Below are 13,676 nucleotides of genomic sequence, written 5' to 3'. Positions count from 1 at the left end.
GTGCATACAGCAAGCCCTAATTTATTTGATCGGGTGGTAGAGTCCATCGTCGCCAAACCGCCAGCCAACTGAACCGGGATCTTTTGACCTGCTCCACCTTTCAAAATCCTGAGAACTCTGATTTTTTTGTTCTCGTTCCAAAGTAGCTGAATCAATACCCAATCGTTTAGCCAGATTTTCTCCCATATAAGCTTCAAGTTTCATCTGTGGTGGGTGGTAATTAAAAGATTGTCTCCTCGAATTAGTTGAAGAACGCTGTGCGAGTAAGGAGATTGCCCCTTCAATTTGTGCCAATCTCAAAGCGATTCCTTCAAGTTTGAGTTCACACTGCGAAAGTCTCTCTTTTAAGTTCTCATCTACACCACTTTCTACACGTGGCTCTATACCAGAGGCGACTTGGGAAAATTGAGTTTCTAGTTCCTGTAGACGAAATTCTAAACTATTGGCTGTACCAGGAACTTGCCCCAAAACGTGATGCAAGCCGAGTATGACTAAATCAGTAGCAGTGGTATTACGTTCTCGTGCAGCGGAGCGGAGTGCATTAGTGAGGGTTTTGGGGAGTTTGAAATTAATCGATTCGCGTTCCACGTTAGCCATGTCTTTCTACACCGGATATATACCCTAGTACAGACAGTTTACCAGATGTGTTGTGGGAGCAGGTGTCGGTGCGCGGAACTCAAACCCCCAGATAAATGATAAAGTAATTATCGAAAAGAGTCATTTTCGATAATTGTATGTTGCCGCCCCAAGAGTCAGATTCACTTGCCAAGGTCAACCCCTTCCAAATTGCCGCTGAACGCGATTTGTTGGCAGAATTGTTGGTGGGCAAGCGCAATAAAAGCACCCGTCATGAATACGCTAAAGATTTAAACAAATTTTTCCTCTCTGTGTGCGACCAGATGCCAACACCAACTTTAGTGGGGCAATTTTTGCAGATGCACAGGTACTCGGCTGTAACTTTGGTTTTGCGGTACAAGGCGGAGTTGGTTGACTGTGGGTTGAAGGAAGCAACTGTTAACCGCCGCTTGGCGGCAATTAAGGCGTTGGTTAACTACGCCTATAAGGTGGGTATGTGTGACTGGACGTTAGCTGATATTAAGAGCGAGAAAATTCAACCTTACCGAGATACGACGGGAATTACTCCCGAAGCATTTAGAAAAATGCTTCAGGTGCCAAACAGGGAAACAATGAAAGGGAAACGGGATTATGCACTGCTGCGGCTGTTGTGGGCCAATGCTCTGCGACGCGAGGAAATTTCTCACTGTAATATTGAAGATTTGGATTTAGAAGTACGGACTTTGAGTATCTTGGGCAAGGGAAAGGGTACTCAGAAGGAAAATATTGACTTGCATCCCAAGACTTGCAAGGCTCTCCAGGATTGGTTGTGGGAGAGGAAGGAATTAGATATCAAGCAACCGTTGTTTATTTCCCTGCGACCTCACTACGGACATCGGCTGACGGGGGATGGAATTCGCAAGATTGTTGTCAAGATTGCTAGTGTGGCGGGGATATCCAAAGTTGTCAGCCCCCATAAAATTAGACACTCATCAGTGACAGCGGCGTTGGATGCTAGTAGTGGGGATGTTAGGAGTGTGCAGAAGTTGAGCCGCCATGCCAATCTGAATACTTTAATGATTTATGATGACAACCGCACTAAAGCCCAGGGGAAAATTACAGCTTTATTGGAGGATTTGGTTTGAATCTTTCGCTCATACAGCAGAATTCAGAATTCAGGAGTCAGGAGTCAGGAGTCAGGAGTCAGGAGTCAGGAGTCAGGAGTAAAACTGGCTTGGTGTATAGGTTTGAATTTAGATGTTGTACCTCCTAACGGGAGCAAACTGCTGTATTTTGGTTTTTTTGTAACCGTTCAGGGGGGGGGGTAAAACATTCGCCCAAATGCTAAAGTTCTTACTTGGTAATGGTTTAGAGTGATTTATGGTATCGACTAATAGCACCTGAAATGTCTAAAAAACAATTGACAGACGACTATAGCACTGCACTTTTGACTATTCACAATTAACCGGAAAAAATCAAATCTAGATTGGTTTTCGTATTGATTCTGTGTAATTTCCTGTTAGGCATTTTTCTGATCCCCCCCGTGAACGGTTACAAATTGATAAGAATAAAAATGTGCGATCGCAGAATGCCTGCCTTAGTCAATGTCCCTGATTCTGGTTTCCCTCAAAAATTATGTCATTAGTTCTGATACTGCATTGCTCTTTTACTAATTACGGGGTGCGGTTTTGTAACTTCTCTGAAGTATGGGAGCGATAATTGCGGTGGGCGATCGCTTTGAGGGTGTCATCTCCCAAAATCATCACTGCACTATCATTTACTTCCAGGGTTTCAAATCACAGATTTCTCGCCAACTTTAATGGTGGGTTTACTTATGCTGTGTTGTACTAGCTATCGGTTCGCTCGTTTCCCACTTGCCAAGTTATCTTTTGACATCAGTAAAATATCCACTTGGACGATTTTGCTGAGTGTAAATCCATGCCAGGATAAATATTAGAATCTGATGCTTGCTAGATCAGCCGTCTAATAGATTACTGGTAATGGATTTAACTACTAAAATCATAGAAGGTTCTGGACTGAGTATACCTATCTTTGATGGGTCGTACAACAATGGCAAGGGGAGATATTTATCTGAACCAGAAATTATCAAAAATTCCCTATTAGCACAAATATTTGAGCCATCAGAATTACAATCTCTCCTCCTGGTGAAAATTGATAGTAAAAATCCCGATGCCAATCATTTAAGACAAAGAACATTTACAGATGGCATTAAACGCAAATTAGCCTTTAGTTCAGGCGACAACTATTACTTCGCTGATGATACACTGCGTCAAAAAATTAAACGGTTATTTGCCACCGAACCAGATACCGCTTGTCGTTATGGTTCATTATTAGTTAGTAATTGCTATAAAGGTACAGAAACATTTACCAACTTACGAGTCAAAATCGTAGACTTTACAGACCCACAATATGCTGATTACAAAACCGGAGACTGTCACGGCAAGATTTCACCGCGACTAGCTAAACAACTGGGAGGAGAAGGCAATTGTCCACTACAATTTCGATTTGCATGGATGAAATGTTGGGCTGAAAGTGATAACTCGCAATCTCCAAAAACTAGCTTTTTAACCACACAATCTCCAAAAACCAGCTTTTTAGCCAAAGGAACTTTTTTACCAGATGCTAAATTAACAGATGCTGAAGGTTACGATATTGTTATGGATCGTTCCTCAATTAAAGGGATCAAAAAATCCCAACTTCAAGATTTAATCTCTTGTGGTGAATATCAGTTTCCCCAAGCAGTAATAGGTAATCGAGGTAATGCCAAAGCCACCAGTTACGATAATAGTTGGCAGTTTACCATTTGGTATTCAGAAGCAGCAATTGAACAAGATTTAAGTCAACCAACTGAGAAAAAAGCTCAGGAATTGGCACAGTTACAAAGTAATCCCTTGACTTTGGCAAAATACATTATTCAACAATATGATAAACAACAATCTCAACAAGAACAAACAGAAGAAACTGTTAATGGAATAGATGATAATACTAACAATCAAGTACAGGAATCTCGCTGGATTTCTCTACTTCGCAGTGATAAATATGGTCAATTAATTGAAACACCCAAATTTCGCAAATTTGCTACTGATTATATAGCCAATCAATGGCGTGACTTAGCCATTAAAAGTGGATACAGTCATAATTCAGGTATGGCCATGCCATGCGACACTTTACCACGAGGGACAATTTGTGTCCCCCATCTACCAGAAGGAGATGTAATTCTCACCCGTTACCCCATTGTCAACTCAGACAATATCCGCCTTTACAGTAACGTCCATGATCCAGAATTAAAGAAAACTCGCAACGTAGTTTGGATTCACCCCAAAGATGCTGAGGAATATCACCAAGCTGATTTTGACGGCGACCAATTAATGGTTAGTCCTGCTAATAAACTGCCCAATATTGCCAAAGAAACACTCCGCGCAGGTGAATCCGGACATTTTAAACCAGTTAAACAACGTCCTAAACTGGCATATACAGAAATTATAGATGAAGAAGGCAATTTAAAATACCGTGATTTATCGCAAATTGCCGCTGCCAGCAGTCAAAATAAAGTAGGTCTAGTGGCGACAAATATTGGGCGTGTCCAGTCCTCAACGCCCCGTGAAGGTGAAAATACGGAACGATTTGTCAGACGACAAAGGAAGCTGCTGAATCGTCTTTTTCAGGCACTGCAAGTAGAAGTAGATTCACCCAAAAGTGCCGAAAGATTGGAGGACATCAAAGAAATTGATGGTGCAAATTTATTAGCAGATGCTAAAAAATGGTCAGAATCCCATCCCAGTTACTTCTTTGACTTTAAAAAAGATGACCGGCTTTATCGTTCCTTTGCTATGCCAGCAGATGCCCCAGGAGCAATAAATGTGATTGCCAGAGAAGTAGTAAATCCCTTGTGGGAACCAACACGGATTCGCAGTAGAGATAGACATGAATTTCGTTATTTGTTTCCCAAAGAAACATTATCTGTAGATGCTTTAGAATGGGCAGAAGAATTAAAAACTAGGTTTCAACAATCGAGAGATGAAATTAAAGAACGGGTGGGAGATGATAGAGAAGCATTTAATGAAGAATTGGGCAAACTTTACGATAGTTACAGAGCCGAAATTGATGAATTATTCACCACTCCAGAGGATAGATTTGAGGGTGCAGCAGCACTATGGCATACCCAACACACTCGTCCAGAATTAGACCGACATCGTAAAGATTGTTTACAGTTGGCAGCACAGATGGAAATTACGTTTTCCTTTGAGCATAATTATGAAATGCCTAGTGCAGCATTACCACAAGATACTTATGTATTGACTGTTCCGTTTGGGAAAGATGCGATTAAATGGAAGGAATCTTTAGACCAAAAGGGAATTGAATTTGATGCCACTATTCATCCCCAATTACCTGTGATTGAATTTGCGTTTAAAGATTTATCTCCCAAATTAGTTGAGAAATTAGCAGCTAAATTTGGTGACAACATTCACGATTTAGATGAATTGAATATCCCCAAAGATTTGCGAATTATCCCTCCTGTAGATCATAGTTGGGCAACATCACGTCAGGATGCGGGTGTGGGGGCTTTGGCATATAATTTATTTACTGAGGAAGTATGTCAGCAGCTTCAGGATTTTCAGTTTGAAGAAATGAAAGTGTTGGGGATTAAATACAATGATTTTGCTGATGAAAACTTTGCCAGCCAGCAATGGAGAAAGCGGAGTGTGACTCTAGAAGTAGGAGTTTTTGAATTACCAGAATCACATCCAGATTTTTATCGTTATAACGGGACACCAATATTACAAATTGATGGTCAGAATTTAGGAACTTTTGCACCTGATAGTCCGAAGTTGCCTGTGGGAACTACATTTGCAGCTACATTAAAACCAGAAGGTTCTAGTATTATCCTCAAGGTTAATTCTGATTCGATAGAGTTACCAGATGTGACATTACCAGAATCAGAACCAAAGTTAGATAATGCTGGGGAATTGCGAGCTATTCACCGTGAATTTTGGCGGCAGGAAATGTTTGATAATTTGGTAGAAGCAATTGGTATTACCTACGAACAGCGACAAGCCAATCAATCTGAAAGTAAGGAAATTGAGCAATTCAAAATTGGTGGACAGTGGACGGCTTATGTTCAGTCTAGTGGTGATTTTATTGTGCGGAATGAGAATAAGCGAACGATTTGTAGAGGGAATATTCACACGGGTGAGGAGATATTTCCACTTTCAGAAGCAGCCGCAAGTGAGTTAGAGGAGATGATTTTAGAGAGGGAGCGATTATCAGCAAATATATCCTTTGGGAAGTCGCTATACTCAACCCAGGCATCGCTAAATAATAAACAGGAAATATCAAATAATAGAAACCAGAGTCAAAGTCAAAATATAGAATTGAACTGATAAACTTGGTGAAGGTTGTACAGAAGCATTCGTAAATCTTGTTTGCTGCACTCAGGAAACTCAACTATAGTAATTACCATTCAAGTGAGGTACAAGCAGTAAGAATTGAACGCAGATAAACGCAAATGAACGCAGATAATTTTGTACCTCGTTAGATTAGAAAACGCTATATTAATGATAGTATTTTAGTTTGTTACCACAGTCATTTTCACCAATCAGGAGTAAGGAGTGCAAAGGCAAGTTCAGTTAATTCGTGGTGAGGATAGCACTTTTGTAAATGCGTATTTAATGGAAATGGTACAAAAGCACGTTGACGATTATCTATTGCTGTGGAAAAGCCGACTAAATTTATACGTACAAGCTGATAAATTTTGGGACTGGGAGTTTAAACTGAGATTTATTGCCAGCAGTTCAAACCGTGAAGGTTATGCCATTGAGTGCGAAGGTGAAACCCAAGGATTGATGCTGATGGAAACTCAGATGCACGGATCACGCATCACAGACGGTAAAGGCTTAGTATATATTGATGGAATTGCTACAGCACCTTGGAATCGCCAGGATGTCCAACGCCCACCACGATATAAAGGTGTCGGGAGTGTATTTCTGGTATTTGCCCGAACCCGCAGTTTCCAGCTAGGTTATGAAGGTAGGGTAGGCTTGCATTCTTTACCAGGAACGGAAAAATTCTACGATAATCAAGGAATGCTAGATTTAGGGCAAGATGAAGATTACGATGATTTAGTTTATTTTGAGTACGGTGTATGGCGTTCTTATAACAAAAGCAGTGAGGGTAAGTAATGAATCAGCAAGAATCTAATTATATTCCGTTCACCTCTAACCAAGAATTAGCAAACCCGATGGATTTATTACTTAATGAAGAATGGTTGAGAAAAAGCATCCAAGCTGAGGAAGAGGTAGGGGGTAATATTGGTGCTGGTTTAGATTGGGGTTCTGGTTTTAGTCAACTGTTACTTAATCCCGAATTATTTTATCGTTTAAAAACTTTGCGGATTTCTTTGAATCGAGAAGTGCGTTTGTTGCTCAAAGATTGGAATTTAGGAACTGCCACTTCTATAGCATCTGCTACCGCCAGAGAGAAGTTGCTGGAAAGATTCAGGCTACCTACACCTACTGTTAAAGAACATATTCAAGCTGTGTTGCAGAGGGATGAACTGTTTGGGGAAGAATTTATTTCTAATCATCAGGTATTGCGGGAACTGCTTGGGTTAATGTTGACTCAAGAAGATTGGGAAATGATTGCTTCAGTTGCGGCGGATTCGTTGAAGCAGCAAATTATTCAACAGGTTTTGGTTGAAAGGATTTCGGTATAGTGAGGGAAAGAGAAATGTGAGTGACGAGCGTGTAAAATGGATAAAAGAAAGTTAGTAATTTTCTGAAAGCACTCACGATCCCTTTGTAACATTTGGTATGCCTTGTGGATATATATTTATATGCGAATGTTGTATTGATTGAAAAAGTCTCTGCCAGTTGATTAAAATTTCATTAGCGTTTCCTGCCTGATTTTTTTGTAACCCAAGTATCACTTCAACAATTTCTTGATAATTAGCTTGAGTTATACTTTGGTCGTTAAGTTTACTTAAAATATTTTTTAAAGTAGCCCAAACTGAACTTACTCTAATAATTTCTATTAATCTATCTCCTTCATGAACTACTATCACAAGTTCATAATTATCCTTTCGATTTTCTGAACATAAACATTTCCACTGGCTTGTTTTTAAGCGAATGATAGGATTGTTATAACTTATAGTTTTGACTTCACTGTAAATATTTTTACCTTTTGAGGCTTTGCACAAAAAATCATAACCTAAAGCTAAATAATCACTTTGTTTTTCAGCACAATAACCTAATAATTCATACATTCTTTTTGCTTTTTTCTCACCCCATTCTCCCCAATACTCTTTATTCTCACCTGTACCATCAGGAGAATAAACAAATATAGAGTTACTAGATATATTTTCTGGTTTTAACTGAGTATTATCTGTAAATTCTGGTGTTTCTTGGATATTTTCTGGATCAGGCGTAAATTTTTCTTCTTCAGGAATATCCCCAATATCATAACCATTTTCTAGTAAGTATTCTTTTATGTCTTCAATATCATCATCTAGTAACTGTAACATTAACAAATTTGTAATTTTCATTCTATCTAACTTCAAAGCATCAAGTAAATATGTACTCAAATTAATATTTTTAATACTATTCCACTTCCTTACATAGTAAATAGAATTATTATCTTGATCATAGTAATTAGGTAAAGACTCTTTATAGTCTATTAAACTGCACGTCATAGTAATTTTAGGAGGATTATAAAATCGAATGTTATCTACTTTATCTTTAATTTGATCTTCTATTGAAATACTACGTGACCCAGTAATTAATATACCTATGAATATACTCCTTGCTTTAATTAAACGTGGTAGATAATTATCAAGTACATTTTGATTTAAATCAATTTGCATATCTTCAGTATCTATTTTTCTTACTCCTAAAATATCAAGTATTTTTTCAAATTGAGAACAATTTACACTAGAATCAGGAAATTTAACTAAATTAGAGTTACGTTTAGGAGGTAATTCCAGTGATGTACTAAAATAGAACACATCATTGATAGAACGGAATTTTTCATCATAAGTTAGTAACTTTCCACTGTTTATCCAACTGTTGATTTTTTCTTGATCTTCTTTATTTACCCCTTGCATAATACATCTTGAAAGATGTTCAAAAACTTGATTTAGTCGTCTATCTTGTTTTTTTGTATGCTCAGTGTATTTTTTAGTAATATCATCTAAGATATTTAAACAACTTTCTACATTAAGCTCTCGCTTCACACCCATCAAAAAATTTAATTTTTAAATTGTTTATTACCCATTTTAAGAGGTCTTCATCTTTTCTAAGTTGTTTATCTATGTCGGGGTGTATAAAATTAAAAAAGGCAAAATTTAATAATTGTTTTTCTGATTCACTAATTTGGAAATATAATATTTGAGGACTAGCTAATTTATTTTCTTCATCCAAAATAAATTCTATAGACAGTAATTCTTTATTAGATAAGTTTTTTATTTTCAAATGAGAAATCACTTGAAAAATAATCTGGTAATTGTTTTGAGTAATATTTCTATAATGTGTTGATTTCAAAAAGTTACAAAGTGATTTTACATCAAAAGTTTTAACACCAAGATCCTTGAGTTTGTTTTTATTGATTAATGAATTACTTGTAAAATATCGCTGCGAATCAAAAGATATTCTTACAGTTTCAGCTGATATTATTCTAGTAATTTCCGTTTCATCTAATATGGACTCATTTACTGTTAATAACTTATTTCCCTGTTCTGAAGGAAGAAAAGGAATTAGTTGTAGGGCTAAATCAAATTCTTGATTAAATGCGATAAAAGTCTCGCTTTTAGCTAAGAAAGCAGAAAATTTAGATGGTAAAATATTAGTGATTTGATTTCTATATTCTGCCTTGTGAGCAACTTCAGACATCCATTTTAAAGAATAGTAAGCTATATTAGAAAAAAGAAATATGTTCCAAATATTATCATGATGAATCTCTTGACGGTTAGCTGTAGTTAAAAAATCAGCATTGACTAAGAAAGGAAATTTATATTCTTTAACATTAGTGGGTAAATATGTAAATAAAACCGAATCTTCTTCATTTACACCTGTTAGTTTATTATCTATAAGTTGAGCAGCAAAAGTAATTTTTGAGCGTTGAACTAATTTTAGTTTGTCAGGAATTTTTTTATCCCCCTCCATTTTATCTCGTATTTGTTGAGGTACATTGAATTCAAAATCTTGTACTAACCAGTAAGTAATTTGGTTATTCCTACAGATTTTATATTTTTCTCCTTGTTTTTCTTTATTAATAGAAATATTAGCTGTTTTTGTATTATTTAAACCTATAACATCAATCTTTTGAACATGGCGTAAAAATAAAATTAATCTAGGATCTTGAAATAGTCTTTCTAACTTTGTTTTATACTCTTGAATTTTGGACTGTCCTACATAAATAGCAGTAGCAACAGGAGAAGTGAAAAATTGTTGGTATTGCTGAATTTCTAGAGGATACTCTTTTTTATCCATCCAAATTGGTTTGATTTGCCAAGGAGTTTTCTCGATATTTGTATGTTTTTTGTCTCGTTTATCAAACTTGAATGAAAAATCACCTGAATTAATATATACGCATTCTGAATCTGCAAAGACAGATTTAAAACCTATACCTTTGTAACCTGTTTGCTCAGAATTATTAGCTTTTGTACTTTTAGAGATACTTGAAATTGCGTCTACATTATTGCTATTAAAAGGCTTACCATTATGCAAAATAAGAAAATGTTCTTTAAGAATAACAAATACTACATCTACCTTCCGACTTTCGTTAGGTATATCGTCAGCATTTTGTAATAGTTCAAAGATAAATCTTTCTGTTTCTGTATACAGATCACCAGTAAGTCTAGTTAAAGCATTAGCAAGGTTTTCCGCATCTCTTTCAGATTGACCTGTTTCATTAAATATTTTCTGAATCTCTTGTTTTGGATTTTGCATAATTATTTATTTCCTCTTCTTAATGCTAGTTTATTCAACAATGTTACCAAGTAAATCAACTTGTAAGCGATTACCGAATATATTGGGTACTGATTGATAGTTGAGGTCACTGGGTAATATCGCGCTTTGAGTATACTTAGCATATCACCTATCGCTCAACTAACAACTGACATTAATAGCCAGATGGACAATAAATAAATAGCCAATAGGTCTATGTCAATTCATACAAAGCCTTGTTAGCTTAATTCTAAGGCAATCAGAGTTGAGTACATAATGGCTACCAAAACACTGACCAAACCGAAGCGCAAACAAAGCTCTCAAACTCGCTCCTGGGAAAACCTGACAGACCGCCGTAAACTCCGCCATATAGAAAACACACTCGATAAAGCCATTTCTGAGTCAATTCAGAACGATTCTATCCAGTCCCATCAAGACTTTAAAGACTGTGTAGAAAATTATAGCCAGGAATCAGGGAAAGCCCCCATAACCGTAGAACTTTGCGTAGGAGGTGACGATGATGACGAGATTAGAGGCTATCGCTTCTACCTTACCAGTGACCCTGGACACAGAACCAGTGGTAAATACCTGATTAAAAACCTCGAAGGAATCACTAACAAAGACGAAAACTACTTTACCCCTTCCAACATTGCCGAAATTTGCGGTTTTGCAGAAACAGAACTTGATGATTTAGATGATGAATTTGATGATGACCTACTCGATTTAGAAGAGGAAAACGAAGAAATAGATGAAATTGACGACGAACTAGACGACCTATTAAACGACGATTTCAACAATGAACTAGATGACCCAGACGACTTAGATGAAGAAGATGAATTACCTGTTAGTCGTGTTAGTGTAGCCCCAAGTAAATCTCAAGCCAAAACTGTAACTAAACCCCAAAGTAAGTCCCAACCGAAAACACCAACTAAAACTCAAGATAAAACCCCAACTAATAAAACTGCTGCCAAAAAATCCAAATCCCAAGAACCACTAGACGAAGCTTCCCGTTTAAGTGCCACAGCAGCCACCAACGGACGAGAAGTAAATGGGGTAAATTTGGGAGGATTAGCTGGACAATTAGCAACTTTAGGAATTGCTGTCGGACAAGGAGTTTTAGAACAACTTGCAGCCGAAGCTGATGAAAAGCGGCTAGAACGAATTCTCAAACAACTACAAAAACAGAATGACCGAGTTGATAACCTCACCAGTCGCTTACAGGAAATAAAGCCTGATTCATCGGAATTTCCAGATTCTTCAAATTCTCAAACTTCTGGAAATTCTCAAACTTCTTTAAATTCCCCAACTTCTCAAGATTATAAAGTTGTATCTGAAGCATCCACAGCAGATAATCCAGTGGCTGTAGCTACTATGAAAATCGGCTCTAAAGTAGATAAATTGGGTTCTCAATTAGACCCTAATAATCAGTCGCAACCTTTTGAGTTAGATCAAGATGCCAGCATTACAGAACAACTCCAGCAAATTGAAGATTACTTGCAAGTTATATCCAAGCGACTTGACCGTTTAGAAATGGTAGTTAGTCGCCTTGAAAAACAAATGGCAGCACAACAAAACAGTTCTGTCATTGCATCAAAAAGTGCTGAAGAAACTGTTCAATCTAACCCTACTAACCAACCAGAAAATGATGTTTTAGGATATCTAGCAAAACGCCAAGATAAGCAACAACAAATTGCTTGTGCTGAGGCTTTAGTTGGATTTGCTAATGTTGCCAGTGAGTTATTAGACCAATCACCTGAAGATGGTATTGCCATTTCCAGTAATAAAACTTTAACAGTCAAACAACAAGGAGTAAAACAACAGGGTAAACAAACAGCACAAACAGGAATATCTGCGGACGTAGCTATTGCTTTAGAAAATAACCAAGGGGAAACACTTTTTGCGGGTACTTGCACTCAGGGACAGTGGAAAATTACACAAGATAATCTTACCGCTGAGGAAAAAACTGGCATTTGTAAACTACCACAGTCAAAAGAAGAATATGCCCTTAAAGCTACCACCCAAGAATTGATTCAAGAGTTTCAAACACAACTACCTCACAAATTTAATGGTGATGATGAACCCACCTTTACCTGGGCTGAAAAAGGTAAAGCCAAGTACGACTTTGAAATAGTGAAACTGTCTAATGGCACACAAATACTTCAAGGATTTAACCCCAATCGTCACAATGAACAAGTGCTTGATGCCGCTTTAGTACCAGGAGAACCACCGGAGATTAGGCAATGTAGCATCTCCTTGAGAGAAATGGAAGCGTTGTTAGATAATCAGCAATCAACTCGTTCTCAACAGGCTAATCAAAATACCGCCAAACAACAAAAGAAGCAAACTAAAACCAGCAAATCAGAAATGCAAGTTTAAGTTTACCGTAAGCAATCTAATAGCAGTAATAGCAAATATTCACCAAGCAAGATTCAGTTTAATTAGTTGAATTTTACCGAGAAAAGCAAGATGAATAACCTAAAATCTCCCAATTCTCAGTTTAAATTACTACCATCTGCCAAAGTTTCCACTAACTTGAAAAACCTGAAAATCAACCACACTGACTTCATTTTTATTTTCCTCTCTTTGGCAATTGGAATTTATTTATTGGCGACAAAACCCATATTTGTAACTATTTTGGGATGTGCCAGCATAGTTTTCTTGAGTATGGGGTACGTAATTCAGACAGTACCAATTTTAGAAAAGTATTTAGGCAGAAAAATTCGCTTTTGGCATATTGTGTCCGTCATTATCACTATTACTGCTTTACTTGATACCCTGGCAACTCCAGCCCAAGCCATTTTTTTAAGTGGGTTAGAAAACTTCTTTGTTACTTTAGCCCAACAGAGTTCACAAGCAGGAGGTGGTGCTACCACATTGGATGCCAACGTTGTTGGTTTAACATTTAACTTGATTCGAGGAGCATTTTTATTGCTGGTTGCATCTGCTTCTTTATTTGCTTATAACCAAGCACAACAAGGTAATGATTGGCGACCAATTGTGACTCAAGTTGGTTTAGCTTTTGCCATTGTTATTGCCATAGATGTCATCACTTTTATCTTTATTGGTAATGGCACAACAGCAGGTGGATAATATCAAACAGTCAATTTAAGAAGAAATAAGGCAGCATATTTTGCTCTATCAAATCCTACATTAGCACCAATT

9 protein-coding genes are annotated in these 13,676 nt (G+C 37.2%); 6 read left to right on the top strand and 3 right to left on the bottom strand.

All coding sequences use genetic code 11. The features are described 5' to 3' along the window. Window positions 1-21: 21 nt before the first annotated feature. Window positions 22-597, bottom strand: a complete 576-nt coding sequence (locus tag ANA7108_RS0100545) for a hypothetical protein (RefSeq protein WP_016948799.1) — start codon at window positions 595-597, stop codon at window positions 22-24. Between the two features lie 137 nt (window positions 598-734). On the opposite strand from ANA7108_RS0100545, the gene ANA7108_RS0100540 reads away from it, so the two are divergent. From ANA7108_RS0100540 to ANA7108_RS0100525, 4 genes are all read left to right on the top strand, one after another. Further along, window positions 735-1,700, top strand: coding sequence for a tyrosine-type recombinase/integrase (locus tag ANA7108_RS0100540; protein WP_016948798.1), 966 nt, complete (start codon window positions 735-737; stop codon window positions 1,698-1,700). Between the two features lie 855 nt (window positions 1,701-2,555). Then, window positions 2,556-5,957 carry a hypothetical protein gene (locus tag ANA7108_RS0100535; RefSeq protein WP_016948797.1) on the top strand — a complete coding sequence of 1,134 codons (3,402 nt, stop codon included), beginning with the start codon at window positions 2,556-2,558 and terminating at the stop codon, window positions 5,955-5,957. Between the two features lie 228 nt (window positions 5,958-6,185). Further along, window positions 6,186-6,755: a hypothetical protein gene (locus ANA7108_RS0100530; protein WP_016948796.1), complete on the top strand. Its 570-nt coding sequence runs from the start codon at window positions 6,186-6,188 to the stop codon at window positions 6,753-6,755. After that, on the top strand, window positions 6,755-7,288 hold the full coding sequence (locus ANA7108_RS0100525) for a hypothetical protein (protein ID WP_016948795.1): 534 nt from the start codon (window positions 6,755-6,757) through the stop codon (window positions 7,286-7,288). The genes ANA7108_RS0100530 and ANA7108_RS0100525 overlap by 1 nt, the downstream gene beginning before the upstream one ends. 72 nt (window positions 7,289-7,360) lie before the next feature. Here ANA7108_RS0100525 and ANA7108_RS30660 read toward each other — a convergent pair whose 3' ends face one another. Together ANA7108_RS30660 and ANA7108_RS30655 are read right to left on the bottom strand one after the other, a co-directional pair. After that, a complete protein-coding gene (locus ANA7108_RS30660) occupies window positions 7,361-8,809 on the bottom strand; it encodes a protein NO VEIN domain-containing protein (RefSeq protein ID WP_016948794.1) in 1,449 nt (482 codons plus the stop codon). Next, window positions 8,787-10,517, bottom strand: coding sequence for a sacsin N-terminal ATP-binding-like domain-containing protein (locus tag ANA7108_RS30655; protein WP_016948793.1), 1,731 nt, complete (start codon window positions 10,515-10,517; stop codon window positions 8,787-8,789). Before ANA7108_RS30655 ends, ANA7108_RS30660 begins: the two co-directional genes overlap by 23 nt. A gap of 273 nt (window positions 10,518-10,790) precedes the next feature. Here ANA7108_RS30655 and ANA7108_RS0100515 point away from each other — a divergent pair, with 273 nt between their 5' ends. Both ANA7108_RS0100515 and ANA7108_RS0100510 read left to right on the top strand, forming a co-directional pair. Continuing rightward, window positions 10,791-12,890: a hypothetical protein gene (locus tag ANA7108_RS0100515; RefSeq protein ID WP_016948792.1), complete on the top strand. Its 2,100-nt coding sequence runs from the start codon at window positions 10,791-10,793 to the stop codon at window positions 12,888-12,890. A gap of 90 nt (window positions 12,891-12,980) precedes the next feature. Further along, entirely contained in the window at window positions 12,981-13,604 is a 624-nt protein-coding gene (locus ANA7108_RS0100510) for a hypothetical protein (protein WP_016948791.1), read from the top strand. Window positions 13,605-13,676: the final 72 nt, after the last annotated feature.

The organism is Anabaena sp. PCC 7108, assembly GCF_000332135.1.
Classification (GTDB): Bacteria; Cyanobacteriota; Cyanobacteriia; order Cyanobacteriales; family Nostocaceae; genus Anabaena.
This window is presented reverse-complemented; position numbering and strand designations above follow the sequence as displayed.

Bases quoted from the DNA above. Each gene is read 5' to 3' on its own strand.
- ANA7108_RS0100545 (WP_016948799.1), bottom strand. From the start codon at position 597: ATGGCTAACGTGGAACGCGAATCGATTAATTTCAAACTCCCCAAAACC.
- ANA7108_RS0100540 (WP_016948798.1), top strand. From the start codon at position 735: ATGTTGCCGCCCCAAGAGTCAGATTCACTTGCCAAGGTCAACCCCTTC.
- ANA7108_RS0100535 (WP_016948797.1), top strand. From the start codon at position 2,556: ATGGATTTAACTACTAAAATCATAGAAGGTTCTGGACTGAGTATACCT.
- ANA7108_RS0100525 (WP_016948795.1), top strand. From the start codon at position 6,755: ATGAATCAGCAAGAATCTAATTATATTCCGTTCACCTCTAACCAAGAA.
- ANA7108_RS30660 (WP_016948794.1), bottom strand. From the start codon at position 8,809: ATGGGTGTGAAGCGAGAGCTTAATGTAGAAAGTTGTTTAAATATCTTA.
- ANA7108_RS30655 (WP_016948793.1), bottom strand. From the start codon at position 10,517: ATGCAAAATCCAAAACAAGAGATTCAGAAAATATTTAATGAAACAGGT.
- ANA7108_RS0100515 (WP_016948792.1), top strand. From the start codon at position 10,791: ATGGCTACCAAAACACTGACCAAACCGAAGCGCAAACAAAGCTCTCAA.
- ANA7108_RS0100510 (WP_016948791.1), top strand. From the start codon at position 12,981: ATGAATAACCTAAAATCTCCCAATTCTCAGTTTAAATTACTACCATCT.